Annotated in this window: 19 protein-coding genes and 1 pseudogene; 6 read left to right on the plus strand and 14 right to left on the minus strand. The window is 67.1% G+C overall.

What is annotated here, in order from left to right:
• Window positions 1–560 precede the first annotated feature (560 nt).
• From ACOJUF_RS06915 to ACOJUF_RS06935, 5 genes are all read right to left on the minus strand, one after another.
• Window positions 561–1,406 (minus strand): hypothetical protein, encoded by an 846-nt coding sequence (locus ACOJUF_RS06915; protein ID WP_420121127.1) that lies wholly within the window; start codon window positions 1,404–1,406, stop codon window positions 561–563.
• Between the two features lie 18 nt (window positions 1,407–1,424).
• Window positions 1,425–1,940, minus strand: a complete 516-nt coding sequence (locus tag ACOJUF_RS06920; protein ID WP_420121128.1) for a phage tail protein — start codon at window positions 1,938–1,940, stop codon at window positions 1,425–1,427.
• A 52-nt stretch (window positions 1,941–1,992) separates the two neighbouring features.
• Window positions 1,993–3,609, minus strand: a complete 1,617-nt coding sequence (locus ACOJUF_RS06925; RefSeq protein ID WP_420121129.1) for a phage tail sheath family protein — start codon at window positions 3,607–3,609, stop codon at window positions 1,993–1,995.
• Between the two features lie 10 nt (window positions 3,610–3,619).
• Complete coding sequence (locus ACOJUF_RS06930) at window positions 3,620–6,310, minus strand: glycosyltransferase (RefSeq protein ID WP_420121130.1); 2,691 nt, start codon at window positions 6,308–6,310, stop codon at window positions 3,620–3,622.
• A gap of 689 nt (window positions 6,311–6,999) precedes the next feature.
• Window positions 7,000–7,764 (minus strand): LuxR C-terminal-related transcriptional regulator, encoded by a 765-nt coding sequence (locus ACOJUF_RS06935; RefSeq protein ID WP_420121131.1) that lies wholly within the window; start codon window positions 7,762–7,764, stop codon window positions 7,000–7,002.
• Window positions 7,765–8,028: 264 nt separating this feature from the next.
• Here ACOJUF_RS06935 and ACOJUF_RS06940 point away from each other — a divergent pair, with 264 nt between their 5' ends.
• Window positions 8,029–8,397 carry a hypothetical protein gene (locus ACOJUF_RS06940; RefSeq protein WP_420121132.1) on the plus strand — a complete coding sequence of 123 codons (369 nt, stop codon included), beginning with the start codon at window positions 8,029–8,031 and terminating at the stop codon, window positions 8,395–8,397.
• Between the two features lie 308 nt (window positions 8,398–8,705).
• Here the strand turns inward: ACOJUF_RS06940 and ACOJUF_RS06945 are convergent.
• The 3 genes and pseudogenes from ACOJUF_RS06945 to ACOJUF_RS06955 all read right to left on the minus strand — a co-directional run.
• A pseudogene (locus ACOJUF_RS06945) lies at window positions 8,706–8,819 on the minus strand (transposase); the annotation flags it as partial.
• 24 nt (window positions 8,820–8,843) lie between these two features.
• Complete coding sequence (locus ACOJUF_RS06950) at window positions 8,844–9,659, minus strand: ATP-binding protein (protein WP_420121133.1); 816 nt, start codon at window positions 9,657–9,659, stop codon at window positions 8,844–8,846.
• 110 nt (window positions 9,660–9,769) lie between these two features.
• The gene (locus tag ACOJUF_RS06955; protein ID WP_420121134.1) at window positions 9,770–10,894 is read right to left on the minus strand and encodes an AAA family ATPase; all 1,125 of its coding nucleotides are present in this window, start codon (window positions 10,892–10,894) and stop codon (window positions 9,770–9,772) included.
• A gap of 160 nt (window positions 10,895–11,054) precedes the next feature.
• Here ACOJUF_RS06955 and ACOJUF_RS06960 point away from each other — a divergent pair, with 160 nt between their 5' ends.
• Window positions 11,055–11,399 (plus strand): histone-like nucleoid-structuring protein Lsr2, encoded by a 345-nt coding sequence (locus tag ACOJUF_RS06960; protein ID WP_420121135.1) that lies wholly within the window; start codon window positions 11,055–11,057, stop codon window positions 11,397–11,399.
• Between the two features lie 181 nt (window positions 11,400–11,580).
• Here the strand turns inward: ACOJUF_RS06960 and ACOJUF_RS06965 are convergent, their stop codons facing one another.
• Genes ACOJUF_RS06965 through istA form a run of 3 tightly spaced genes read right to left on the minus strand, consistent with a single transcriptional unit; the run spans window position 11,581 to window position 15,259 of the window.
• Complete coding sequence (locus tag ACOJUF_RS06965; protein ID WP_420121136.1) at window positions 11,581–13,032, minus strand: DUF2201 family putative metallopeptidase; 1,452 nt, start codon at window positions 13,030–13,032, stop codon at window positions 11,581–11,583.
• Window positions 12,954–13,661: an ATP-binding protein gene (locus ACOJUF_RS06970; RefSeq protein WP_420121137.1), complete on the minus strand. Its 708-nt coding sequence runs from the start codon at window positions 13,659–13,661 to the stop codon at window positions 12,954–12,956. The genes ACOJUF_RS06965 and ACOJUF_RS06970 overlap by 79 nt, the downstream gene beginning before the upstream one ends.
• A complete protein-coding gene (gene istA / locus ACOJUF_RS06975) occupies window positions 13,658–15,259 on the minus strand; it encodes an IS21 family transposase (protein WP_420121138.1) in 1,602 nt (533 codons plus the stop codon). Before istA ends, ACOJUF_RS06970 begins: the two co-directional genes overlap by 4 nt.
• A gap of 131 nt (window positions 15,260–15,390) precedes the next feature.
• Here istA and ACOJUF_RS06980 point away from each other — a divergent pair, with 131 nt between their 5' ends.
• Complete coding sequence (locus tag ACOJUF_RS06980; protein WP_420121139.1) at window positions 15,391–15,549, plus strand: hypothetical protein; 159 nt, start codon at window positions 15,391–15,393, stop codon at window positions 15,547–15,549.
• Window positions 15,550–16,190: 641 nt separating this feature from the next.
• Here ACOJUF_RS06980 and ACOJUF_RS06985 read toward each other — a convergent pair.
• Complete coding sequence (locus ACOJUF_RS06985) at window positions 16,191–16,853, minus strand: DUF6338 family protein (RefSeq protein ID WP_420121140.1); 663 nt, start codon at window positions 16,851–16,853, stop codon at window positions 16,191–16,193.
• A 50-nt stretch (window positions 16,854–16,903) separates the two neighbouring features.
• On the minus strand, window positions 16,904–18,715 hold the full coding sequence (locus ACOJUF_RS06990; protein ID WP_420121141.1) for a CHAT domain-containing protein: 1,812 nt from the start codon (window positions 18,713–18,715) through the stop codon (window positions 16,904–16,906).
• A 608-nt stretch (window positions 18,716–19,323) separates the two neighbouring features.
• Between ACOJUF_RS06990 and ACOJUF_RS06995 the strand changes: the two genes are divergently transcribed.
• Complete coding sequence (locus tag ACOJUF_RS06995) at window positions 19,324–19,563, plus strand: hypothetical protein (protein WP_420121142.1); 240 nt, start codon at window positions 19,324–19,326, stop codon at window positions 19,561–19,563.
• 92 nt (window positions 19,564–19,655) lie between these two features.
• On the opposite strand, the gene ACOJUF_RS07000 is transcribed toward ACOJUF_RS06995, so the two are convergent.
• Entirely contained in the window at window positions 19,656–20,213 is a 558-nt protein-coding gene (locus ACOJUF_RS07000; protein ID WP_420121143.1) for a hypothetical protein, read from the minus strand.
• Between ACOJUF_RS07000 and ACOJUF_RS07005 the strand changes: the two genes are divergently transcribed.
• Window positions 20,212–20,391: a hypothetical protein gene (locus ACOJUF_RS07005; protein WP_420121144.1), complete on the plus strand. Its 180-nt coding sequence runs from the start codon at window positions 20,212–20,214 to the stop codon at window positions 20,389–20,391. The genes ACOJUF_RS07000 and ACOJUF_RS07005 overlap by 2 nt on opposite strands.
• A 5-nt stretch (window positions 20,392–20,396) precedes the next feature.
• The gene (locus ACOJUF_RS07010) at window positions 20,397–20,699 is read left to right on the plus strand and encodes a hypothetical protein (RefSeq protein ID WP_420121145.1); all 303 of its coding nucleotides are present in this window, start codon (window positions 20,397–20,399) and stop codon (window positions 20,697–20,699) included.
• Window positions 20,700–20,831: the final 132 nt, after the last annotated feature.

Below are 20,831 nucleotides of genomic sequence, written 5' to 3' on the forward strand. Positions count from 1 at the left end.
GGGGCCGGGGGGCGGGCGCCGGGGGCGCGGGGGGGGGGCCGAACCCCCGCCCCCGGGGGGGGGGGCCGCGCCGCCCGCGCCCCCGCGCCCGGTCCGAGGGCTCGACGTCCACGGACGGCCACGACGCCGGGCCCGGATTCCGGGTGCTGGCGGTGTGGTCGGGGGCTGCCCTCTGCGCGGGCGTCGTCGGGTCCGGCGCCACCACCGGCAGGGCGGGCGGCACGGTCGGAGGGACGGGCACCAGGCGGATCCGGCCAGCGGTGCTCCGCCCGTCGATGCCGGGCGCACCGGTCGGCCCGGGTGGCCCCAGGACCGCCGTCGACCGCTCGGCCGGCGGGACGGCGGCGGGTGGGGGCGGGACCGGTCCGCCGACGGGAGCGGGTGCGGTGGACTCGTCGAACCCGTCCGGGTCGACGTCTCGGTGACCCGTGCCGGGATCGGGGACCGGGACGATCAGGGAGCCCCTCTCCTCGAGGGCACGCTCGGCCAGCCGGGTGAACAGGTCACTCACGGCCGGTGGCCGTGCCGGGGGATTCGCCCGCTCACGCCCGCCCATCGGGTCAGTCCAGGTCCAGGTAGGCGTCACGACGGGCCTGCGTCATGCCCAGGATGTCGGCCTCCGACCAGCCGTAGCGGGCGGCCAGCACGTCGACCTCGCGCAACAGCCGGCGCGCCCGGCCGTGCACCTGCGCCCAGGCCAGGGACGGCACGTCCAGCAGCGCCGACCAGCCGGAGCCACAGTGTCCGCAGGCGATGTCGATCCTGACGTCGACGAGCGGGTCGAGTCGTTCCAGGGCAGCGCCCAGCGCCTCGCGTTCCGTCGGGGTCAGCATCGACGGCAATCCGCCCGCGGGCTCGCCCGGCCGGTGGATCCACTGGACGCACCGGTCGATCAGGGCATGGGCGGCCTGGTCCGCGTTCGCCAGCTGCGCCACCGCCTGCAGGTCGGTGGTGGTCGGGCAGCGGGCGCGGACCGTCGCTCCGCCCAGATCGAACTCGCCGACCGGATCCTGGTCGCCGTCGGGGTCCGGGTCGGGGTCGGGGTAGCCGATGAGCAGGTCGGCGACCGGCAGCCGCACGTCGAGCGTCGTGTCGCACGCCGAGCAGGTCGCGAGGGCCTCGACCACCGGCCCGCGAACGGCGCGGTACAGGCGCAGCAGCGCGGCATCCCGCCGGCCCAACGCCCACCCGGCGGCCGTGCCCGGATCGCCGGTGGGAATCCGGCGGGATCGACCGGCCGGTCGGCGAAGAGCCCGCCCGTCCGCATCCGGACCGTCCGGGTTGCCCGGGGCCGAAGGGCCCGTCCGCATCCGGACCGCGGCGGCGGCCAGCGCGCTCGCTCGCGCCGGCTCCACCAGGGTCGCCGCCCGCTCCCACACCGCCAGCACGGTTCCCGCCTCGATCATCACCCGGCCGCACCCCGGTCAGCCGGCCAACGTCGGTTCCAGCGGCTCGACGACCTGGTCGTCCCGCTCGAAACCCTCGTTCTCGATCTTGATCTTTTCGATCGCCACCGCATTCGCGTTCGCGTCCAGTTCGGGCGGGGTGTACTCGGAGACCCAGGCACGATAGAGCTTCCAGGCCACCACGAGCTGACCGGCCTCGTTGTACATCTCCAGGATCAGGTCCTTGCGGAAGTCCTTCAGCGAGGTCTCCGCGCCCAGTCCCTCGCCGTAGTTCCAGACCTTGTTCGTCCAGTTGTGGAACTCCAGGTCGTGGGTGATCCCACGCTCCAGGACGACCGCGTCGTACTCGGTGCGGCCGGGCGTCTTCCGGCTGCTGCTAGGATCGCCGCCCTCGCGGTGCTTGACCACCTCGGTGGTTCGTTTCAGACCGCCGACCTTGCTGATGCCGGCGACGTAGCGACCGTCCCACTTGATCCGGAACTTGAAGTTCCGGTACGGGTCGAAACGCTGGGCGTTCACGCTGAACTGGGCCACGCCGGCCCACCTCCCTGATGATCCGATCGGACGCGGTCGATCCCGGGCCGGCTCACTGGTCCGGTGGCTGGGTCAGCTGCTGCAGCTGGATGAAGACGAACTCGGCCGGCTTCAGCGGCGCAAATCCGACCAGGATGTTGACGATGCCGCGGTCGATGTCGGCCTGCGTGGTGGTTTCCGAGTCGCACTTGACCAGGTAGGCCTCCCGCGGTGTGGCGCCCTGGAAGGCGCCCTGACGGAACATCGACTGCATGAAAGAGCCTACGTTGAGCCGGATCTGCGCCCACAAGGGCTCGTCATTGGGTTCGAACACCACCCAGCGCAGCCCCTGCGCCAGGCTCTCCTCGATGTACATCGCCGTGCGACGCACCGGGACGTAGGCCCATTCGCTGGTCATCACATCGGCGCCGAACAGAGTGCGCGCACCCCAGTTGACCGTGCCGTATACCGGGAGTGTGCGAATGACGTTGACGCCCAACGGGTTAAGTTGGGCGCTGTCACTGTCGTTGAGGGGGGTTCCGGCCGGTCCGGCGATCCCTCGGAGTTGGGTCGCGGTACCCGCCGGCGCCTTCCAGATACCGCGGGCGGAGTCGGTGCGGGCGTACACGCCGGCCAGGGTGCCGCTGCTGCCAATGTCGCGCATTGCGCCGTTGCGGAGAGGGTCCGGATCGACGATCCGCAGCCGTGGGAACGTCACCGCCGCGTTCCGGTCCCGGATCGACGGGTTGGCACCGAGCCAGTTGATCATCCTGGTCGTGGTGTCGACCCCTGGAGGAATGTCCATCAGATAGAAGCACCGGTTCTGGTCGCAGAATGAGGCGACTGCGCCGGCGACCGAGGCAAGCTGAGGTGTCGCTGCAACAGAAGATCCGTCGAGTGTCGCGGCGGCGGGTATGCACAGAAGATTCACCACTGCAGGAGCGATCCGGACTAGGGCGTCCAATGCACTGGTCAAGTCGGTCGCCCCAATCGCCGAACCGTCGACGCCGTTCTCCAGGGCGAGGAAGCCAAGCGCGTTGGCATCGCGGGTCACGTCGTTGATCGTCCCGGCGCGCGTGAGGTTGCTGCCTGTCGGTTGGGGTGGCTGGCCGAGGCCGCCCGCGGCCTCTTTGACCAAGATCAGCGTCGAGGCAGCGGATACGACTGCGACCACGTAGTGCGGGTCGCCGACGGCCATGGTCAGGTTCCGGTGCACCTCCGATGCGGTGACCACAGTCCGGCCGCCTATCTGGTCCAGTCGGCGCACGACCAGGTTGAATTGAGTGCCTGGGGCGGGGGTCTCCCAGTCGACACCGACCTGCAACCGCTGGCCCCACGTGCCCGGATTGATTGCCGAGACGACTAGCGTGTTGCTGGGCGAGTATCCGGCAGTCAGCGTTCGGCCGGCGGGCTCGGCGGTGTGTGAAACCACGCGGACGATCCAGGCGACTTGACCACCGTTGAGGAAGAACTGCATGACGGCGTAACCCGCCGGGCTGCCGCTGTCCAGCAGCGGGCCGAATTGGCGTAGGAAGCTGTCGAAGCCGGCCACCCTTGTGGCGACGCCGACCGGTCCCTGCGGGAAGTAGTCGACGAAGGCGGTGTCCGATGTGCTCACGCCGGCGATCGGGTGCACGCCGCTCGGAATTTCTTGGACGTACAAACCGGGATACGTGGGTGCGGTCGGCATTGCTTCTCCTTCAGGCAGTTTCGATCGAGTTCCACAGATCGACGTGGCGGGCCGCAACCCGACTCCACGAGTTGGCGTCGCAGTGCGCCCGAGCCGCGTCGGTCGTCCGGTTCCGCAGCTCGTCGTCGTTGAGCAGCCGATCCAGACTCTGGGCCAAGGCCTCAACCCCGGGTGTCGCGCGCTGCACGGCCGGCCCAAGGTCGGCAAACCAGGTGGTGTCCGAGGTGAGCACAGGGACCCCGGTCGACAGGGCGAGCAGGGCCGCCGAACTGGCCGAACAGTGCGCGACTTCGTCGTACGGGAAGACCAGGACGTCCGTTTCGGCAGCCAGTCGGGCCGCGATCTGCGGTGTCGGCAGCCAGCCCCGCTCCCACCGCAGCGGGAGGTCCGGCGGCCAATCGGCGATGGCCGGTGGAATTCGACCGGTGTGATGCGCATACAGGAGCACCTCGCACCGCGGCAGGGTGCGAGCGGCGGCGGCCAGCAGGTCGAGCCTCTTGTGCCGTCCGGGGAACCCGAAGAAGCCGATCGTGCGACCTCGCGCGGACTTTCGTGGCATGTTCCAGGTTTCGCAGCCGAGTGGGATGACCTCCACTCGCTTGTGCGGGTACCGCCGCCGGAGGCGGCCGGCCCCGGCCTGCGTGGTGGTGACGAGAGCGTCGACCACACGCTCCCACGCGGCCGGGTGGTCAAACACCGAGTGTTCGGTCACCACGACCGCGGTTCGGCCGCGGCTGGCGCGGGCCGCGAATCCTTCCAACCGCAGCTCGTCGATGATGGACGGTTCGTGCTGCACGTGCACTGTCCCCGGTCCTGTCGGATCCGGCTCTTCGGCCCGACGTCGGACCGACGGCAGGTTTCTGAGCAGGCGCGCGGTTGTCTCGGCGATTCCACATGCGTTGCCCAAAGTGGGGATCCACATGGTGCGTGCCCGAACCGGCGACCGGGATCGCAGCGACGTGCGGTCGACGGCGTCGAGCACGCCGGGACCGAGCGACCATATGTTCCGGTTCTCGACAACCCATTCGGATGCTTCCCGCCCGAGGTTGCGGGCTTCGCCCGGATGGTCGGCCACCCAGCGCAACTGGCGCACCACGGCCTCGAAGTCCGGGACCGATCGTCGGCCGGCCGCGCCGACCACATGGTGGGCGTGTGGTTCAAGCCCCGTGGCCGGCACAGCGAGCACGAGATCCCCTGCTTCCCGGCAGACGTCGTGCTGGCCCTCCGCATCCAGCGCTACGACTGGCAGGCCGCTCGCCATACCCTCGACAAGAGGCAGTCCGAAGCCCTCGTTGCCGATCGCGAGCAGGACGTCGGCGTTGTGGTAGTAGCCGGCGATGCCGCGGCCGGGCTCGATCCGGTCGACGTAGGTGATCCGCGGGTCGTCCGGGACGTAGTTGTGGTATCCGTAGGTCGTCTTGATCACCAACCGGGCGTCGGGATCGTTGAGGAAGGCCGCCTTCCACGCCGCGATGCCCAGACGGGTGTGCTTCCGGTCGTCGACTGGTGCCACGATCAGGGTCACCGGAGCGGGGCGATCCGGCCGGGGTCGGTCGTAGTAGACGTCCGGGTCGACGCCGAGCGGCACCACCACAACTGGTTGGTTCACTCCGCTTGCCCGGCAAGTCCGGGCCACAAACGTCGACGGGACAATCACCGCCCGCGCCCGCTGGAGTGGTGGGATCCACGAAGGCGGAAGGCGATCGGCCTCCCACATGGTCGAGACGAACAGTTCGTGGTTGTCAAAGAACCGTTGGATGTCCGGACGCAGCCACGAGTGATACACCGTCGGTTGATCGTCGGTGGCCTCCGGTCTGTCGATCATGTTCAGCAGTTCGGGACTGAGCCCGTCGGGGGCCTCGCCGAGGGGAACCGCGCTGACCAGCGCGCCGGACCGGGCCAACGACAGAGCCAAGTACCCGGCGGTGCCGCCGTAGCCGGAGAACACGTCGAAGGAGGCAGCCACCGTGATGCCAGTACCGGTGCCGGTCCGGGGCAGCGCAGGGGCCATGGAGCCGCTCCGCAAACCGGTGTAGAAGGCGCGGTCGTCGCCGAGCAGTGCGCCGATCTCGTCCAGCGGCACGGGCTGCCAGGACGGCGCGCCGATGCTGCGTCCCGAGACGTTCTGACCATGTTCGATTACGATCATCAATCCTGCACCCGGCAGGATCAACCGGCGATCCGCCGGAAAACGGCCCAAGAACGAGCTGTCCTCGCCGCGGTTAATGTCGTCGAATCCAGTCGTCAGCCACGCTTCCCGCCGGTAGACCAGGGACGCCCCGCTGACCACCGATGGGCCAGGCCGCCAGGCATCACCACGCAGCGGCCGGTAGTGCAGCACCTGGGCGAGTCCACAAAGGTCGGATCCCGTCCGGAGTATCGCAGAAACCTGCTCTCGCAGGCGGCTTGGTGCCGACCAGTCATCGTCGTCCCAGTGCGCGATGATTTCGCCCGTGGCCCGTTCGCAAGCCAGGTTGCGTTTGGCTCCGATCGACCGAGCTCCATCCGGCCGTAAGTAATTGATCCGAGGGTCACCCGCCGGAACGAGGTCGGCGACGGGATCGTCTCCATCGTCGACAACGATCAGTTCGCTGTTCGGGTAGTCCTGATGCGCGAAACAGCGCAGCGCATTCTCGACGAAGCTCCGCCGGTCTCGGGTGGGCATGATCGCCGTCACCCTTGGCCGGTCCTCGACGGTCACGACTCGAGCCGGACGGCGTGGGACCGTGCTATTGGCGTTGGCTCATGGATCCAGGCTCGGCGGGCGTCCGGCCAGATCGCGAACCGGACCATCTCGGGATGTTGGATCAACTGCCACTTGGAACCGGCGTCGCACGCCCGGTCGTCTACTCCGACGATCACCAGGGAGGGCTCGGTCCCCGGGCTCATCGCCTTTGACGAGCTGGCCGGCGGGACCCGGAGATATGTGAAGCCGATTGTGGGACCCACGATCGGCCTAGCAGCGATGGTGCTCGGAAATCCGGCGAGCGTCACCGGAGGTTCCGTCGCCGGTCGGATCGCCAAGCCGAGGATCTTCTGAGTCCGTGGGCCGATCGAGTCAATATGCGGGCACACCTCCCGTCCAGCGGTCGCGGTGAGTACGCGATGTCGGTGCATAAACCCGCTCGGAGGGGGAATGTCAGTATTCCGCATGAGGTCGGCGGCCTCTGTGTGAAGTCGCGATCGGCCGAACCGGGAGGTTCTGATGTCGGGGGCGGGGTCGTGACCGCTCGTCGGTGTCACGTTGGTCAGGAGCGAACGAATCGCGGCACATGTCGCAGCAATCGCGCCGAACCCAGCCATGGAACGACCCTGCCGCCAAGCTCGCTTCGGCGGCAATGAATCTCCGGGCCCATCTTGGATCTAGCGACCCGACCGGAACCCGCCACACTACCGGCCCGGCGCACGCGTCAGCTGGTCCGGATGGTTCTGCGCAGCCGCCGTTTTACTGGCCCTGGAAGCGACGGGCGCGTCGGTGTGGCGGAGCCGGGCGACCGCCTCGCCCCGGGACCGGACGCCGACCTTGTCCAGAATCGAATGAACGTGGTTCTTCACCGTGGCGAGTTCGATCGTCAATCTTCTTGCGATTTGTTGGTTCGACATTCCCGCGCTGATCAGGGCGATCACCTCCGTTTCTCGCGCCGTCAGGCCCCATACCCCGGTGTCGGTTAGGGGTGGCTGAGCCGACCGGTCAGCCAACTGTGCGATGCGAAGGAACAACTCGGCGGTGACTCGCGGCGAGCAGGCGGCCTCGCCCTTATGGGCGAGGATGACAGCGGCTACCAGATCCTGTAGGGAACCGTCGCGGGACACGTAGCCGCAGATCCCCGCCTCGGCACAATCGGCGACGTGGCCGGTGGAGTCTGGCACCGCAAGGGCCACGATGGCGGTGCCCGGCAGCCGCGATCTGAGGGCCGAAGCCAACTCCCGACCGTTGCGCGCCGCCATGTCCAGCAGGATTACTTCGGGGGACAGGCCGACGGCGCGTTCGGTGGCCGCCTGATCGTCTGTGGCGGTGCCCAGCACCCGTATCCGGTCGACGGTGGATAGGAAATGCGCCAACCCGTCGCGGTAAAGCTTGATCGGGGTAACGATGAACAGTCCGATCGGATCGACCGGGTTGGCCGTTTGGTCGAGATCCAGACGTGGTTCCATCCGATCAATCCAGTTCCTATGGGCCGGTCCGCATGTCGAGGAGTGCATCTCGCCTCGCCGACAACCTCAACACGAAGGGGCAAATCCGGCAATAGACCGACCGGGCCCTAGTCCAGCGCGACATGAATCCTTCGGCCTATTGGAACGGAGGACCGTTGAGCCCACACTGTGCCTGTGGCACGGCCCAAGACCTCCGAAGGGACGCCGGCGGCAGGTACGGTTGCAGACGATGGCCAGCAACTGCGACCGACCAGGGTCGCTATGGTGGGACTGAGCAAGCTTGTCGACGACATCGTCACAGACCTGCTCGCGCGGCCCGGTGGTTTGTTCGAAATTTGCGCCCGACTACCGGCCTCAGATGATCTCCTTGGCTCGCTACGGCAATCTGGCGCAGACATCTTGCTATGCATGCTCCCTGAGGAGCAGATGCGGTCAAACTGGGAACGCGCGCTCGACGAGCTTCCGCCGCTCGCGATCGTGAACCTCTTCGACCAGGAACGATCGGCTCGCCTCCACGCGCTCCGGCCCCAGACCGTCGACGTTTCTGGGGTTGACGCCGCGGCCCTGATTGACCTTTTGTCAGCGCGCGCTCCCCAACCGGAGGTCTGCGAGACCAGCCAGAGGCCGCGTTGAATGTTCGTTCGCTTCAACAAATAGCAGATCGGGGTTCGGTTCAGGAGTGGCGCAAATGAACCTGCTTATCATGGGGTCGGTCCACCCATGCTCTCTCTGTCAGCCGTACCTGAGGCACTCCGACGATCGGGGATGACTTGTAGGACCCGAGCGGTGGGCAGTTCTAGCCGATTGATTTGGCTCCACGGCAAGCGCGGCGGACGCTCACCGCCGAGTATAATGCGCGGATCGTCGCCGATTACGAAGCAGCGCCGCACCAGGAGATGTCCGCGGTGCTGCGGCGGGAGGCCTGTTCCACTCCCACGTACGGGCGACCCTTTCCGGCCGTCGCAGACCACGAAGAACACATCCCGCACGCCGCGGTTGCGTAGCTCGGTGAAGCACCGAATACCAAACTTGGTCGACTCCTCGTCGCCGTCGCCAGGACCATCGAGGGTCGGGAGCCACTATGCAGAAGCCAGGCTGTTGAGCACCGTCAACCCGGGCCGTCCATCGTGGGTCTGCCAGGGTCCGCCGGTCCGGTCGCGCACGGCGTGGACCGCCGAGGTCGGGAGCGGGTAGGCGACACTGCCCATGACGACGGTGATCCCGCCCCGGCGGGTGTGCAGCACATCGGTGCCGAGCCACAGCCCATCCGTGTAGAGGGATTCGGGCTGCTGGCCGTCGACCAGGACGGTGCCTGGCCGCCAGGAGCGGAAGAAACCGGTGGCGGCGTCCTGCATCCGGCGATGGTCGGTGACCGCGATGGACACGGTGACACCGTTGGTGTCCGAGGTGTCGGTCTCGGCGAGGATGTTGACGGTGCCGACGCCGTGGTTGTCCAGCGCGAACACCGCGACGGTGCGTCGCCCACCTTTGGTGGCGGTGACGACGAACTGGCCGCCGATCGTGAACGCCGACTTGGCGCCCAACCCGAACGATCCGATCTGGGTGTCGGTGGATCGTTTGGTGGACGCGCCGTAACGGGCGTAGACGTTGACGATCTCGTCCCGGGACAGGCCGACGCCGTGGTCGGTGACGACCAGGGTCGGGTTCAACGCGGTGGGCAGGGTGACCTCGATCGAGGCGGTCGTTCCGGCGGCGACGTGCGCGTCCAGGGCGTTGGTGGAGTACTCGCGCAGCACGGCCAGGTGCTTGTCGGCGTACAGGTTGGTCAGCACCTGGGTCAGGTGCGCCATCCCCTGCGGGTCCAGGGTCATCGTGGTGGACTCGACGCCCAGCGAGTTGGTGACGTCGACGGCGGCCGAGGTGTCGATCTGCATGACGGCGCTCCCTGATGCTCGGTGGATCCCGGGGTCGCTGCGGTCGTGCGCGGCCGCCCTGGCCTTACCCGCAGCACGGAACCGGTTATCGGACGGAGGCTCTCGGGCGGTCAGGCGGCGTTGCTGGACCAGCGGCCGGAGGCGGTGAACAGGTCGCTGAACACCCGGCGGGCGGCGTCGGGGATCTGGTGTCCCTTCGGGCGGCCGGCCAGCAGGGTGCGGATGGTGGCGGCGGCCAGGTCGGCTCGGTCGGCCCGTCCGGCGGCGACCATGACGGCGACGGCGTCGTCCCACCGCGCCGGGTGGCTGCCGTCGGCGCGGCACATCACGCTGATGGACCCGAGCAGGGCGTAGAGCACGTCGGGGCGGTGCCGCCAGTCCACGATGCCCGGGTCGTCCAGGACGGCGACCGGGTCGTACAGGGAGGCGGTCTCGCGCCAGCCGATGAATTGGGTGGCCGCGCCCTGTCCGACGCATCCGGCGACGGCGAGGTCGGCGGCGTCGACGTCGTCGCGGGGAAGTTCACCCAGCACCCGGGCGGCGTTGTGCCAGGACCGCATCGACGGCCAGGGCTTCCCGGCGTCCACGACCGTGACGGGCATCTGGTGGATCAGGCTGCGGTGGGCGCGGGTGAAGGCGACCACTTCGGACCGGGCCCGCAGCGCGCCGTCGTCGTGGTGTCGCCCGATCAGGTCGGTCATCGCGGGTTGGGTGGTGGCGGCGAAGTCGGTGAACATGCCGTCCCACCAGGACTGGTGGTCGCTGATCCAGTCCAGGTGCAGGAATCGGTTGGCGATGGGCGCGGACAGTTCCTGCCCGTTGACCGCCATGCTGGGCGGGTTCGCCGCGGCGACGATCGCCACCGAGTCCGGCAGTTGCAGGTCGCCCACGACGCGTTCCTGGCAGACCCGCAGGAGGGCGTTCATCACTGTCGGCGGGCAGGTGGTCAGCTCGTCGAGGAACAGCAGCGCACGGTCGGCTTCGGCGCACCGGACGGCCCAGTCGACGGGGGCGTTGCGGACGACGCCGTCGATCTCGATGGGCAGCCCGGAGATGTCGGCGGCGTCGCGGATGGAGCCGACGACGGTTTCGACGTGCCGGCCCCAGGCTGCGCCGAGCTGGTGCATGGTGGCGCTCTTGCCCGCCCCTGGCTCTCCCCAGGCCAGCACCGGGACGTTGGCCCGGACAGCGGCGGCCAGGACGCGCAGGTGGACCGGATGATCATGATTGGTCATATCGCTGCCGTGCGCGGTCCGGGGCGGCGACCCAAAGGCTTCGACGGTTCTTTCGGGTGGCTGGTTGGTGCAGACTGTCCGTGGTGTCCGACTTCTGGTTCCAATAACCGTGTCGGGGAACTCGTTTCCCGGTCCGCGTTTGTTCCCGTACCATGCGGTTATGGCTACTCAAACCGTCACCACTTTGGTGGACGATATCGATGGCTCCACCGACGACGTGGTGACCTGTGCGTTCGGACTTGGCAATTTCCAGTTCGAGATCGACTTGAACGCCGAGCATCGCGAGGAACTCGAATCGGTCCTGGCGAAGTTCCTGGAGTCGGCGCGCCCGGTCGGCGCGCCTGTGCACTCCCGCCGGTCACGCCAGACGGCCAAGCGCGTAGGGCGTTCCGACCGCGAGCAGACCCAGGCGGTCCGGCAGTGGGCGAAGGAGAACGGGTACGAGGTGTCCGAGCGTGGACGTATCTCGAATACCGTGGTCGATGCATTCGAGGCCGCTCACTGATTCTCCGCTGCGAAACTCCGTCGGCCCGGCAGCGATGCCGGGCCGATTCGCGTTCCGGTGGCAAGAAGCCGGCGCCGGCGTTGCCTGGGCCGCCGCTCAGCGCTGCGAGGAACTGGGACGGTTCATCGGTCAAAGCGGGACTTTGAACGGTGCCCGACAGGGAATCGCGCGTTTGTTGTCGCTATTCCTGTCGGATCGGTCTTGGCGGCGGGTCGATTCGGACGGTGCGGACCCAGTTCGGTGGCTGGGTGGTTCGACCGGCGACGATTGCCGCGATGACCGGCACCCGTGTCGGCTGGTCGGGCCAGGGGGTTTCACCGTCGGTGAGCACGACCACGGCGCTCGGCGCGGGTCGCAGGCTCAGCGCGGCGCGGATGCCGACGCGCATGTCGGTGCCGCCACGCCCGCGGACGTGGCTGATCGAAACCGCGCCCTGGTAGTCGACGACCTCGTGCACGGCGGCGTCCACGTCCAGTACCCGCAGGTCGCGCCCTCGAATGCCCAGCGCGGCGGCAATGCCGACGATCTCGGCGGTGACCGCGGCAAGATCGGACGCCGACATCGACCCGGAGGTGTCGCGGACGGCCGCGATCCGCGGTTGCGGAGAATAGGTGCCCGGGTAGATGACGCGTCCGGCGCCGAGTCTGATGTTGCGCCTGCGTCGGGACTGCCGGGTCCAGTCGGCGTCCGTGTTGCCGCGTCGGCGGGTGGTGGCGGCGGACAGGTCGGCGCGGAGCACCTGCTGCCATGGCACTGTCGGCGGGGCCAGGGTGTCGGTGGCCCGTTCGTGAAGGCCCGCGGGGATGCTGCCACGGCCTCGAATGGCCGCATAGTCGCGGATGGATGCTGCAGTGGCGATCCGGACGCGGCGTCGTTCGATCGGTCCCACGCCGGTGCCTGCCGGTCCGCCGTCGGCGGCGTCGTCGCGGTCGGAGGGGGCGCCGGGGATCGGTCCGCCGCCGGCGCCCGGGCCGCATCCCGGGTACGGCTCGCCGCCGGTCGCGCCGCGCTGTCGGTCGCCCGGTGCGCCCGTTCCGGGCGGTTGAGCCGGCGAGGGCGAGGCTGCCGCGTAATAGACCTCCGCGCACCGATGGTCGGGCTGGCCGAGAGCGGCGGGGAGGATCCCGTAGGCGGCCAGTTCGGCGCAGCCCGCGTCTCGCAGGTCGTCGTTGATCTCCGCGTCGGCGGCGCTGTTCCAATGGTCCCGGTCGTCGGGGCCGACGCCGGCGTCCGCGGCTCGTTCGGCGTGCTCGTGGAACAAGTGGCAGCACTCGTGCAGCAATGCCTGCGCACACATGCTGTCCGTCCAGGTTTCCGGGTCTTCGGCCAGCGCGGCGAAGTTGACGTACAGCCGCATCCGCCGGTCCACTGCGAAAGAGTCGACTCCGCCGAAATTGCAGCAGTGAAGAGCGAACAGCATCGAAGCCATGTAGGGCATGTGGTCCAGGGCCAGTGCCCGCCATCGGGCCAGCGCCCGCTGCTGATCCGGAGTCGGCGTGACCGGTTCCTGGATCGCTGGACGCTCGATGTTCATGCGGCGGTCGTGTGCGGCGCTCACGCCCCGGCCAGCAGGACGTCCAGCGGAACCGCGCGGGTCACCCGGCGGTCGGTGGGCACGCGGCCCGCGCTCCACCGCGGACCGAAGTAGGCCTTCGACGCCGACCGCAGGTAGGGCTTGGCCGACAGCAGCGCAGTGCCGCCGGCCCCGGCCAGCCGGGTCAGCAGCGCCACGCCTGACGTGTCGACCGACTCCGCCCGCCGCCGGTCGGTCTGTTCGACCGGTTCGATATGCGCGTGCAACTCGCCGTCGATCATCCGGTAGCCGGCCAAGCGGGCGAACCCGTGGGCGAACCCGTCGGTGTCGGACGCGGCATCGGTGATCAGCAGGTCGTCGTCGACCCGCAGCCGGGCCGTCCCGACGAACCGCAGGGTGGTCAGGTCGGAGAGCAGTTGCCGGTCGTAGATCAGATCCGGCGGTTCGGTCCAGGTGTCCAGCCGCATCAACGGGAGCAGCCCAGCGCGGGCGGCCCGGCCGGCAGCCGACCGGGCCTCGCGGCGGGACACCTCGTCGGACAGCAGTTGTTCCAGGAACTGGTGGTGGCTCAGCTGCCGGCTCTTGGCCAGCGACAGTCGTTCCGGGAGTGTGTCTTTCATCCCGGACAGCTTCAGGGTGCGCAGCAGCGACAGCAGGTCGGCGCCGACCGGATCGACCGGCCCGGCGGCCAACGGTGACCCCGGGACAGTGTGCGGGGTCGTGGTCATCGGGTGGTCTCCGTGGTCGGGGTGAGGTCCGGGACGGCGTGCAGCCGGCGGCGGCCGGCCGGGGTGAACTCGGACGGGTCGCGGGCGAACCGGCCGGTCGGCCCGCCCGCGGCCGCGGGCAGCTCCGGCAGGGTCGATTCCAGGGCCTTGGCGAGCATCGCCGAGATCTTGGTGACCGAGATGACGTCCAGGTCCAGGGCGGTGCGACAGGCCGCGTCCACGGCCGCCGGGTCGTAGCGGCGGACCAGGTGCAGCAGCCGATAGACCGCCCGCATCCGGGTCCACGGCAAAGGGTCGTCCAGCAGCCGGAACACGTAGATGCCGATGTGCCAGCCGTGCTGGTCGGCGTTGCGTTGCAACCGTTCCAGATCGCGCATCGCGTACCCGACCCGCTCGCTCGGCAGGTCGTCCGGGTCGGTGTGCCGGCCGCCGGGCCGCTGCCGCGGGTGGGTCTTGACCAGCCGGCCCCGGTAGAACAACTTGACCAGTTGCGCGTCCGCCCGAGCCTGGACCTGCGACCCGATGTACTCCGACGGCATCGAGTACAGGGCCTTGCCGATCTCGACGTGATGGTCCCGGTGGACCTTGACCGACCGGAACAGCGGCACGTCATAGACCGCCGGGACCGGCAACAACAGCGATGCCTCGTGCTCGGTGAACACCTCCAGAGGCCGTGCCGCGATCGTTCCGTGGATCCGCATCCCGGCCCGGTCCGTGCACCACCGCCGCGCCGCCGCCTGCGCCTGGTCGAGGCTGGTGAAGTTCTCCCCGTCGAAGAAGTTTCCCCGGACATACTGCACGATCCGCTCGACCCGTGGTTTGTCCTGCGGGGAGCGGACTCTCGCCGGGTCGGTGCCGAACCCGACATGCTGGGAGTAGTCGAGCCAGCCTACCGAGAACCGTGGGTTGACCGGGTCCGCGTCGATCACGACGGGTTTGAGGTTGTCCGAGATCAGGACCTTGAACACGCCCCCGAAGTAGGTCCAGGCCGCGTCGCAGCCGGCGATCACGTCGGCCAGCGTCTGCCCGTACGACAGGTGCACGAACATGTGCCGGGAGTACACCGCGGTCAGGATCAACGCGTGCACCTTGCGCCGCCGTCCGGACTCCGCATCGACGATGAAACCCATCTGGGCGAAATCGATCTGACACTCCACCCCGGGATCGCCGTCCAACACCCGGACCGTGCTCCGGCGGGGCCGGAACCCGCACTCGGCCGTGGCGAACCGGTGCAACGTGCGGTACGGCACCACCGTGCCCGACCGGGCCAGCAGATCCTCGATCTTGACCAGCGATGTGCCGCCGGCGACCCACCCGGCGATCTCCGCCCGGCGGCCGGTCAGTGCCTCCCAGGCGGCACCGTGACCGTTCGGGCGGGCCGGCCGGACCTGCTCGACCACGGCGCCGATCAGATCGTCGCCCAGCGCTCCCGGGCCGGCGTCCCGGACCAGGCCGGCGGCCTGCGCCGCTTGGACGTACCGACGGGCGGTCTTGCGGTCCACCCCGGCGCGTTCGGCGATCGTGCGTAACCCACCCCCGTCAAGCCACCCACGCAGGACCTCACGGATCTCCACCACGTCGACCTCCCGGAACGCCACTGGACCTCCACGCCTGGCAACAGGACGTGGAGATCGAACAAGCGCCCCGAACGGCCGGCGTCATGACACGCCGGTGGTCCCATGACTGGCAAGACAGGTGGTCCCATGACTCTGGCAGAAGTCCGGCTCAGGTGGTCCCTTCACGATGGCGGGCGACACGACTGCTCGGCCACCGCGTGCTGGTCTGGGTGGAAACCGAGTCCTTCCAGTCCAAGTCGGGTGCGACCCGCAAGTCCCGGGTGATCCGACACGTGGTGGATCTCGGTCTCCCGCACGACAACGACGACTGACCGGGCCGACGATGGGCTACCTGGTGCTGGAATCGGCCGGGCATCCGCCGCGCGTGTTCGGTGGTGACTGCGCCTTCTGCGGAACAGGTTTCGCCGAGTGCACAGCGAGTCGATCCGGTCAGGTCGCCGCCTGCTGCCCACGATGCGCAGGCTCGGCCGAGAACCATCGCTTCACACCGCACGCCGACACGGGCGAGCGATGCCCGGCCAAGGGGCCGGAGTGAGATGCGCAGCCCGGCCGGTCGTCGCGGCGATGATGTTCACCGCCGCGACCGCGATCATCCTCATGGGACCAGTCGGGCGACACAAGTGAGCGGCAGTCTCCCGGCGGTATCGCGCTGACACTCAGCCAATCAGCCACGTTGCATTGGAACACTTTTCCCTGAAACCACCGTCAGACTGGCACTCGATCAGCAGGCCGCCTTCCAAGATCAAGGCTGGTCGGGCCCGATCGGTTTGTGGGGAATCAACGAACCGCTGGAGGCATCCATTCTCCAATTCCGCTCTTGGGTACCGGCGGTGGTGGCGGTGGTGGTGGCTTGTACACAGCCGGTTCGATGCCGCGCTCGTGCGATCGGTCGGGGCTTCTGGGTCGCGTATCGGGGCTACGGTCACTCAAGGGAGGCTCCCATCTCTCGAACTCATGGCGTATCTTCCCCAACCCAAATGACTATATCATCGTCCGAGACGGTCAGAAATATGCTTGACTGTGGGATCGGCCTGAGAAAGTCGCCCTCATCGGACATCAAGTACTGTTGATCGATATAGAGACCTCTCGACTCCGGATATGACGATGCGAACGATCCTTTAGTGAACCAGCCACCCGCCCAAACCCCGTTGGGCTTCCGGACCTTCACCCACGACGACTGCTGCCTCTTGATGGCGTGATCCCAGGCGGTAGGAGTGTCAGAATAGCCATGCCTCGACCGCAGATACCGAAGCCGCCGCGATTGGCCATAGGCCTGCCAAGTCAAATGCCGATAATTCAGCGCAAGGGAGACTAGGAAAGGCAGAATAATATAGAGAAAGAGGACATTCCTTGCCAGACCGCGGGGGTCGCCGATAGCAAGAGTGTCCGCATCAGTCCCCGAGACTATACCGGACTCCAATGACTCGCCGCAAGCGAGTACATAAATTGTGGTAAGACCGACGGCAAACACCGCGCCACGCGCTATCGAACGTCCGAAATCCCGATCCTCCGGCCCCTCGCCGCGGGCCCACTTTCGGACGGCAGCATAGATGAGCCCAGGCAATGCGATAATAATGAAGACGGCGACCGCGAAGCTTCCCTCAAAGATGTTCACTATCTGCTCCTGTGGCGTTACAATCTGATCGAATCGGCGTAGCCTTGATGCTACTTCGGGCGAGCGCCGTAGACTTCGAGAGATCCCCACACAGCGGAGGGAACACCATGGCTTTCGGAATCCTTGATCGCTTGGGCGAGCGCCCGGCTGGCACTGGCCCCGTCACGCAGATACTCATGTAGCGACACCATTAGGTCGACGGTCTGCCTGCAATCAAGAAGCGGTTGGGCGGATGCAACCACTTCGCAAGCCCCAGCAGAAAGAAGCATGGCCGGGAATCCTAGCTGAGCGAATGGCGCTTCGCTGATGGATCGACCAACTGAGCATGCTGAGAGCACGACGGTCGCACCATCGGCAAACCTGTGGTGCTCGAGCGCATCGAAGGTTAGGTTCCCGTGCAAGAGGAGACCAGGAAGGCCCTCGCCCTTCGGCAAATAGCCGTGACAGGCGAGGTGAACGATCTGTGCGTCCTCGATTTGCGCAAGAACGTGGTCCGAGGTAGCATTTACAAGCGGCTTCGCCGTGAGCGTTGATCGATCGCCCGTCTGTGGGAATCCACTCGAACCTTCATATTGAACGATCAGGTCGGGTCGCTGTGCATACACGGCTGCGACCTGTGTCGCTTCCGCTACCACCCACGGAATCGCTATCTCCCCATTGGCAGGGTCGGCCATCACAGTTGCCACTCGGCCTGTCTCCTTCGAGCGGCCGCCCGCGGCGACAAGAACGGCCGCAGCGTTGGGAGCGATCGTTGCGTCTAGCTGAGCGTTAAGGCTCCGCCCACGGAACAATGCTGCGGATATCGGAATTGTCTGCATCTCGCCGACGGGAATGAATACCGGCTTCTCGATGTCCGGCCATTCTTCAAGAATCGGCTCGAATACTTGCGCGCCAACGATAGATCGAGCATGATCGATAAGCGCCGATCGGCCAACTAGATCTTCAGGAGGAAGTTTCCCGACACTGGCAAGGATCCCGTCGACTTGACGAGCAAATTCGACGCTGGCACCGGGAATTTGCAGCGATTCCGGCGGCTTTCTGTATTCTTGACCACCAAAGTACCGTACGGCAGCTCCCGCTGCGAAGCCGGCAATCAGATAGATGATGTCACGTCCAGACTCGCATGCGGCAAGAGGCGTTAGGCTTCCCGTGACGGTCGCGAACGGCACTCTTAGCTGAGGCTCAAGTCCTTGGGCCATCTCCACAGTGTTCAGCATTGCTGTCCAAGCTGAATTCTGGCCACCCGACACCAGTGGGAGAGGAGGTGCGGAACTCATAACCTCGAGGACTTGTCGCCCCCACGTCATGATGGTCTCTACCGCGGCACTTGGATCGAGATCGATCCGCTGTCGCACAGACAACCAGGCGCCCTCGGCAATCTTCGCGCGCAATTCATCGTCCGAGAGATCTGCACTGCCGTTCGCGACCAATCCGGTGGCCCAATCCCAGACTTCTTGTGCTTCAGGGTTTGCGGTCTGGAGGATTTGCCGACCCACAAAGCCGCCATCGAGTAGCATGTCGCATTGAATGCCGACGTGGCATGCCTCAGTGACTTGTGTCAGGGCGAAGATGAATTGGTCCAAGTGCGGCCCAACGCAGCGTCCAAGTTCCCGTTCAAGCTTGTCGTTTACACCTTCCCACTGTTGACGCACAGCGACCACTGAAGCCGCCAGTGCGACGCCTGACTGGCAGACACCGGGCCAATTTTTCGTAAGGGTTGCAATCTGGATGCCCAACTTTGCGATGTCGATAGTCGCGAGCGCAGCGAGCCCGCTCGAAGGTAGAGAAGGTAGAGAATATTTGAAAAATTCGAGAATGTCGGATTGAACCTGATCGGCAGATAGTCGTGACTGACGCTTCATGACCGCCTCTACCTCGGACTTCAAAGCGCGTGTTCGCGCGACTAAGTCGTCCTCAAACGCCGCTCTGTTTCGCTCACGCGCTCTTCGTCGACCCCACATCTTTCCCCCCACGGTTTGCAACTGGTCCACCAACATCCAACATGCGAACTGTAGCAATCCATCGATACGCCCGTTGCTGCGGCGGTTTGCACTGCCATATCGCATGGCGGATTGGTCATTGAGTTGGGTCTGGTCAGTCGGCGACTACTGCAGCTGGCCCGATCCTCTGCGGGTCAGTCAGATGGGTGACGACACCGGCCTCGAGGCAGCGTCCACGTCGTGCTGGTGCTTCATTCCCCCTCCGATCCGTCGCGTGGTCGTCACGGCGGCCGAGCAGGGTCGGAACCCCCGGCGACGCGCAGGCTGTCCACGAGCCCCTTGCTTTGCCACTCGTGCATCATCGTCGGCACCTCGGGCCGCTCGATGATCGAGACACTGATCGCTGGCGAACGAAACCCGAAGTACGCGCCGGCATGGCGTTGGCCAGATGCGTAGCAAACGTGCCGCGCTCGTCCAGGCACTCACCGGCCGCTTCGACAAATACCACGCTGAACTGGCCCGGATGCTTTTTGGACAGCTACGACGCACTGTCCGGGCAGATCGATCACGTCAGTGTCCGTATCGACGAACTCACCACCCAACTCCCTTCCGCCGCCCTCAACTCCACCGATCAGAGCCAGGATCCTGCGGGCGGCGAACGCCCGTTGGCCGTCATCCCCTGGCTCGACCAGACCCCGGGGGTCGCCCCACAGGCAGCACAGATCATCATCGCCGAGATCGGGCTCGAAATCGCCTGCTTCCCCACTTAAGACCATCTGGTGTCCTGGGCCAAGCTGTGCCACCGGGGCGACCATCCAGTCCGGGAACGTGGCCGCGGCGGTAAGGCGGGCAGGGACAATACCTACCTCTGCCGCAGCGATGTGTAGGTGCATAGCTCGATCGCACTCTGGTGAAGTCGTGGAACCAGGGTGGCGAAGGAAGCAATGATGCGGTAGAGAGTTTGCGACTGATCGACGGCATGACCGATGTCCTGATCGAGCCGACCCCGGAGATGGTTGGCGACCACCCGGGAGGATTCGACTTCCCCGATTTGGCCCCCGGTCCGCCCGACGACCCTGCGGCACCGTCCGGCCAGCAGGGTCGTGACACCCGCAACGACGACGCGGTTGAACCTGCCCGAGACGATGGCGACGATCGGCAGGACCGTCGACCCGGCCGTCATCGGCAGCGTGCCGAACGAGCCCTGATCCGTCGGGCGGTCGAGCGGTCTCGGTCGCTGGCCGCGGCCGACCCGGATGACCTGCGCCTGCTCGCGACAGCCCTCGGGTCCGGGGTGGAACTCGCAGCGCTGACAGCGGCGGTGCTGACCACCCCCCCGTGCCGCGACCGCCTCGCTGGAGGACGTCCTGGCCCTGCGGGAAATGGAACGCGGCGACCAGATGGCCGAGGTCGCGTTCATGGAGCGGCGTCGAGCCTTGAACCTGTGGACCGCATTGTCCGAACTGGGCGCGGTCGACCGCCGACGGCCGGTCGTGGACATCGCGGCGGCCAAGGCGACGGTGGCGGCCGTGGCCGCGCTGACGGACGAGGCGGTCGCCCGGGTCCGGCGGGTGGTCGACCTGGCCAGGGGAGCCTGAACGCAATGCCGCGGTGCCGATCCTGGTTCCCCGCGCAGCAGGACCGGCACCAGACCCTGCACCAACCCGGGCGGTGCCGAACCTGCTGGCGCCCCTGCCACAACCAGGTGCCGCCCGGGGCGGAGCGATGCCAGGACTGCTCGGATGCCCTGGCCACGCATCCGTCGCCGCGGGTACGCCGCTCGCTGGCCGAACAGACCAGTGATCTGGAGGTGCTGGAGTTCCTGTCCACCGATCTCGCCGGTGACGTCGCGGCGGCCGCGAAAGCCGGCATCCGTCGACTCGCCGGCGCCCTGAACCGGAGTTGAGTCCACCAGAGTGGTGTACGACCACCGACTCGACCTGACCCTGGCTGACCCGCGCAGGGTGTGTCGGTCCAGGGACGAGGACGGCCACCGCGTGATTCTTCGAAGGACCTCTCACAGTCTGTCGAAGGAGAC

Origin of the sequence: Nakamurella sp., assembly GCF_048594475.1 — a bacterium.
Lineage (GTDB): Bacteria > Actinomycetota > Actinomycetes > Mycobacteriales > Nakamurellaceae > Nakamurella.